This is a genomic window from Candidatus Paceibacterota bacterium (assembly GCA_028714635.1).
Lineage (GTDB): Bacteria > Patescibacteriota > Minisyncoccia > Phycocordibacterales > JAQTLZ01 > JAQTLZ01.
Genome location: JAQTLZ010000014.1, coordinates 1 through 5,547, shown reverse-complemented (window position 1 = coordinate 5,547; position 5,547 = coordinate 1). Strand labels below are relative to the sequence as shown.

The 5,547-nt window shown below is 43.4% G+C and carries 7 protein-coding genes; all 7 read right to left on the bottom strand.

The genetic code is table 11. The features are described from left to right. On the bottom strand, positions 1-494 hold a 494-nt coding region (locus tag PHS53_05090; protein ID MDD5357486.1), incomplete at its 3' end, for a TatD family hydrolase. A gap of 91 nt (positions 495-585) precedes the next feature. Then, positions 586-987, bottom strand: a complete 402-nt coding sequence (locus PHS53_05085; protein ID MDD5357485.1) for a hypothetical protein — start codon at positions 985-987, stop codon at positions 586-588. Between the two features lie 75 nt (positions 988-1,062). After that, positions 1,063-2,484, bottom strand: a complete 1,422-nt coding sequence (locus PHS53_05080) for a methionine--tRNA ligase (protein MDD5357484.1) — start codon at positions 2,482-2,484, stop codon at positions 1,063-1,065. Between the two features lie 85 nt (positions 2,485-2,569). After that, positions 2,570-3,631 (bottom strand): AI-2E family transporter, encoded by a 1,062-nt coding sequence (locus PHS53_05075; GenBank protein MDD5357483.1) that lies wholly within the window; start codon positions 3,629-3,631, stop codon positions 2,570-2,572. A 41-nt stretch (positions 3,632-3,672) separates the two neighbouring features. Next, on the bottom strand, positions 3,673-4,941 hold the full coding sequence (locus PHS53_05070; GenBank protein MDD5357482.1) for a pitrilysin family protein: 1,269 nt from the start codon (positions 4,939-4,941) through the stop codon (positions 3,673-3,675). A 14-nt stretch (positions 4,942-4,955) separates the two neighbouring features. Continuing rightward, the gene (locus PHS53_05065; protein ID MDD5357481.1) at positions 4,956-5,234 is read right to left on the bottom strand and encodes a GIY-YIG nuclease family protein; all 279 of its coding nucleotides are present in this window, start codon (positions 5,232-5,234) and stop codon (positions 4,956-4,958) included. Positions 5,235-5,344: 110 nt separating this feature from the next. Further along, the coding region (locus PHS53_05060) for a hypothetical protein (GenBank protein ID MDD5357480.1) at positions 5,345-5,547 on the bottom strand (203 nt) is incomplete at its 5' end.

Here is a 5,547-nt window from a genome sequence, read left to right as displayed (position 1 = left end):
AGTGCGTCTTTATAAGCACTTTTCCCGGACTCTTTATTTGATCTTACATGGAGCATCAAAGGCTTTCCTGATTCATTCGCCAAATCAATCTGCATTTCGAAATTCTCCTGCTGGATTTTTATTGACTCCTCATCGAGATGATAGTAGTCGAGTCCGCATTCCCCTATCCCCACCACTTTGGGATGCTTCAACATACTTCGATATATCGCGGTATCGAAAGTTTCGCCGCGGGAAGTAAATTCTTTCCCACCAACACTAAGCTCTTTCTCGTCATGGAAAGATTTTGAAGTATGAACGGGATGAAGCCCCACAATGGCATAGCAATTCTCATATTTCTCTACCATCTCAATCGCCTTTCGTGAAGTATCCACCTGCGTCCCAACATTTATCATCGCCACTCTAGCATCCAGGGCACGTTGAATAATCTCCTCGCGGTCTTTCTCAAACGCGGCAAAATTAACGTGAGTATGAATGTCTACAAATTGAAATTTCATTCGCTCAATTTTAACAAAATAAAATGCCCGGCGCGATGTGTTCACGTAGGGCAAAATGCTGACTAGTCCTATTACTCACTCTCTCGTACGCTTAACTGTAAAACAGAGGTTGTACGAGAAAATCCAGATTCCGGAAAGCTTTCTGAATCATTCTCAGAGACGGAGCCCTGATTTCATTCCTTTTCGGACTGATTACCACCCGTCTCTCAAACGTCAGTGTCACGGCAGTGTAAGATCTTCCTGACTTTGGAGCCCTTTTCCACACCACCTTTTTCAGTAGTGTAACCCTTGAACTCTCCATCAGCCTACCTGCCAGGAATCCGAGGAGAACCGCATGGCACAACTTACTTGTAGCACGGACTTCAGAAGTGGCATGCTCTGTAATGATTTCGTAAATTCCCGGCCGTCTCTCCTTTAACAAAAGACCCATATTCTCCCTAGGTGGACCGACCTTAAGGAAAAATGGCGTTGGTGGGACATCTTTTTTACCCATCTTCGCACCTCCTCTTTGACAATGGAAACTTTCAACCTCTTCTCATGTAATACTTCTTTTCAATGTCTGTCAAGATTATTCCTTCCTCGGGAAAAGAGAAACTTCGGGCATTTTGTTCGCCATAACTCCCGATTTAATTTTTTCAGACGTTTCGGGCAAAATTGGATTTAACATTTTGCCGATGGTGTAGAGACGAACACAGAGGTCTTCGATAATTGTTATCGCTTCTGCCTTGTTGGTTTTTATAAGCTTGAATGGCTCTTCTTCTTGAATGATTGAATCGAGGACAGCGATTTCTTGCCATACGTAGTCCGCCGCGGTTTTTATATCGTATTTTTCAATCGCTTTTTTAAATATTTCTGGGATTGTATTTTCTGGAATTTTGGGCACCCTTTCCAAATTCGTTTGTGCCATTTTCATTATTCGAGCGACGAGATTTCCCAACCCATTCGCCAAATTTGCGTTATAAGCCTCTTTTATTCGCTCAAGTGTCACATCACTATCTTCAAATGGATTCACTTCCCTTGCTAAAAAGTAGCGCACCGCATCAGTGCCATATTCCTTCACCAGATCAGTAGGGCTTATGACATTCCCGAGAGACTTGGACATTTTTTGTCCACCGGAGTTTATAAATCCGCGAATGATAATTTGTTTTGATGTTGGAAGCTTTGCGCTCATAAGCATCGCCTGCCACATTGCGGATTGCTGGCGAAGATTATCTTTTCCAGCGATTTGAATTCCAGGCCACCACTTTGCAAATTCGGTTTCATTTTCAGGCCAACCTATAACATCGATATAGTTTACAAGCGCGTCAAACCAAACGTACATAACATGCTCCTTGTCGCCTGGAACATCCACTCCCCACGGCATTTTGCTTTTCAGGCGTGAAATTGAAAAATCTTCAAGTCCCCTTTCAACGAATGCTTTTATCTCATGCAGACGCCTTGCAGGAACAACAAATTCTGGATTTTTCTCATACAAATCCAAAAGCGCTTTTTGATATTTTGAAAATCGGAAAAAATAATTTTCCTCTTCAATAATTTCGAGCTCTAAATTCGGGTGAATAGCGCAACGGCCGTTTATGAGTTCTGATTCTGTTTTTTCCAGCTCACAGCCGACGCAATACTTTATTTTGTAGGCTTTTTTGTAGATGTCGCCATTCGCGGCACAAGCTTCCCAAAAGACTCGCGCTGCTTCTTTGTGTCTCGCATCTGTGGTGCGGACAAAACTATTGAAACTTAAATTGAGAGAAAGTTTCAAGCTTTCAAAATGCGTCGCTTTTTCATCAACATATTTTTGCGTTGGAATTCCCTCCTCCTCGGCTTTTCGATACACCTTGATTCCGTGCTCATCCGTGCCGGTGTTGAAGAAAACGCTCCGTCCCATAAGTCGCGCAGAGCGGGCCAAAATGTCTGCGTGTACGATTTCCGCAGCAAAACCAATATGCGGATCCGAATTCACATACGGTAACGTTGTAGTGATGTAAAAAGTCTTCATAGAATAATAGAAAAATAGAATAAAAGAACATTAAAGAAAATCATTGAATTATTTTAATCTTTCTATTTTCTATTCTTCTATCTTTCTATGCTTTATTTAGATGCCCGAATTTGTCTTTTCTCACGTCCGTGTAGTATTCCATAAAGACCGCCGCGAGAGGCACCGAGAGAAGCACGCCGAGAAACCCCGCAAGCCTCCAGCCGACGAGAAGCGAGACGATAACGAGAATCGGCGAAATACCAACCACTTTGTTTATTACAAGTGGATAGATAAGATGATTTTCGAATTGCTGGACAATGATGTAGAGAGCAAGCACTAAAAGCGCGAGAGGTGTTCCCCCACTTACAAGTGCGATAGCGACTCCCGGAACCGCGGAGAGAATCGGGCCGAAAAGCGGAATAATCTCGAAGAGAGCGGCGAGCACAGCCAAAAGAAGTGCGTGCTTAATTCCGAAAATAGTAAGACCGAGAAAATCCAAAACTCCGACAAGAAGGCCGAGAAGAAGCTGACCCTGCAGCCAAAGGCCGATTTTCTTCTGTGAGCGTTTCCACAAATCCGTTACGTAATTTTTATAGCGAATGGGCGCGGCGACTTGGAGAAAGTCTTCCACTCCGTCTTCCTGGACGGCAAAATAGAATGAAAGGACGAAAATAAGAATGAAAGAAAGCGCTCCACCGAAGAGGATACTTGCGGTATTAAAGAATCCGCTTGAAAACTGATTGACCACTCCCCGCACCGATCCGATAACACCCTGCAAATTAAATTGCGAAGAAAGACCCTGAAGCGGGCTGTCGGGAGAGAGTATCCCCTGCTCTTTCAGAGTCCCGAGCACATCAATAGAGTTTATTCTCTCCAGAAAACTTGTCGTCTCTGAAAGGAGGGTCGGCAGGAGAAAATAAAAGACAGCCGCAAGAGCGAAAATAACAAGCACGTAGAGAATAATGACAGAAAATGTTCGGGGAATTTTCTTCTTTACGAGATATCGGGTCGCTGGCTCTATGGCGGAAGCGATAACGATGGCTGTCAAAATAATGAGAACGATATCTCTTAAAAAGTAGAGAGCGAGGACAAGGATAATAAACAGGAGACTTTTAATGATCGTGCCCGTGGAGATGTGAATGAGGGTATTTTGGGGCTCATTGTTCATAGGGGTATCATATCACCCCAGATGCCCATTTTCAAAGATATTTAGAACCTTACAACTGAAGAGAATTTTTTGGAATCCGAGTAAGGGCCGATGATGGCGAGATTGAGACGAGCGTCTTGGAAAATCTCTTTTGCGATAGATTGGATCTGCTCGGGCGTGATTGCTTTAAGCTCTGCCACCACCTCCTCTGGACGAAGGATTGAACGCTTAAGAACTTCCTGGAAACCGTAGAAATTCGCAAGAGAATTCGAGGATTCAAGCCCGAGATAGAGATGCCCAATGATGTATTCTTTGACGCGGTTTAATTCCTCAAGAGAGACGAGCTCTTCTTTTGCTTTTTTGAGTTCTGTAAGTATTGCCCCGATTGCTTCTTCAACTCTATTCACATCTACTCCAGCAGAGACCGAAAAATACCCATGATCAGTCGAAGCGTCGTTCCCTGCGTGAACGTAATAGCAAATTCCAAGGTCATCCCGCAGTTTCTGGAAAAGACGCGAACTCATTCCCCCTCCTAAAACTCCCGCCAAAAGATTCGCCACTCTGCTTTTTTTATCATAGACATCAAAAGTACGCACACCGAGCACAAGATGCGCCTGATCTCCCTTTCTTTCTTTTAATAGAATCTCTGGCGCTTTCTGCTCCTCTATAACTTTCAGCTTCCCGTCTTTTTTTGAATGAGGAATATTTTTAAAGAGTTTTTCAATTTCCGAGATGACGGTTTTTTCATCAATATGGCCGGCAACAATAATCGTGGTGGCGCTCGAGACGTAATGCTTACTTCGGTATTTCACGAAATCATCACGTTTCAGACGATTCACCACTTCCTTTCTTCCGGCAACATTCCATCCTGCTGGCTGATCACCGTACAGAAGCTTCACGAACATATCCTGCACATGATCCTGCGGTGTATCTTCATACATATTGATTTCCTCGATGATAACGCCTTTCTCCTTTTCAATTTCTTTTTCCGGGAAAACAGGGTTCAAATAGAGATCCGAAATAATATCGAGAATTTCGGGAAGATTTGTGGCCCGAGCTTTCGCATAGTAGCCAGTAAATTCCTGACTCGTGAATGCGTTATACGTCGCTCCAATCTGATCGAGCTCGCGAGTGATATGAAAAGACGATGGGCGTTTTTCCGTGCCCTTGAAACAAATATGCTCAAGAAAATGGGAAATGCCGGCTTTGTCTTTCGTTTCGTATTTTGAACCGGCCTCGACTAAAACCATCACCGTTGCGGTCGGATTGTCTTTCATCGGCACCGTAATAATGCGAAGCCCGTTTGGCAGAACTTTTTTAGAATATTTCATCCCGTAGTGAAATTTTAGCTTATTAAATCTTTCGGCTTTCTTAAGTATAGATAATCCTTCAATCTCCGCTTTATCAATCTCTGCCCTTGCGTAGTTTTTAGATATTTTTCACGTCTTTCCGCATCATTTTTGTTTATACACGCTTCGTAATATATGAGTCTCCATGGAGCGTATCTTTTTGTAGAAAGATTTAATTTTTGATTATGTTCAAACAGACGTTGTTTTAAATCCTTCGTAAAGCCCGTGTAAAGATTAAGCCCTTGTTTACTCTCTAAAAGATAGACGTAGAACATAATCGAGCTAAAATTCTACTACGGGATTCATAAAGATTACTCTACAGAAAAAAATCGAAAGAAGCAAAAAAATAACCGGGTCTCGCAAAGGACGCGAAACCCGGAAATGACTATCTGGAACGAAGCTCCTCTGGAAGCCGGAAGAAGACCACATGGGCTCCCGCTTTGCATTCATTACCGGAAGAATTGAGATGCAGAGCGCAGGAGTCCGGGGTGATATGAAGATGCGGGACCATAAGACCGCCTTCTCCATTTCGCCACAGATACTTTTCTTCGGCGGGAGAAACGATGGCACAGCGCCGAGGAAGCTGTC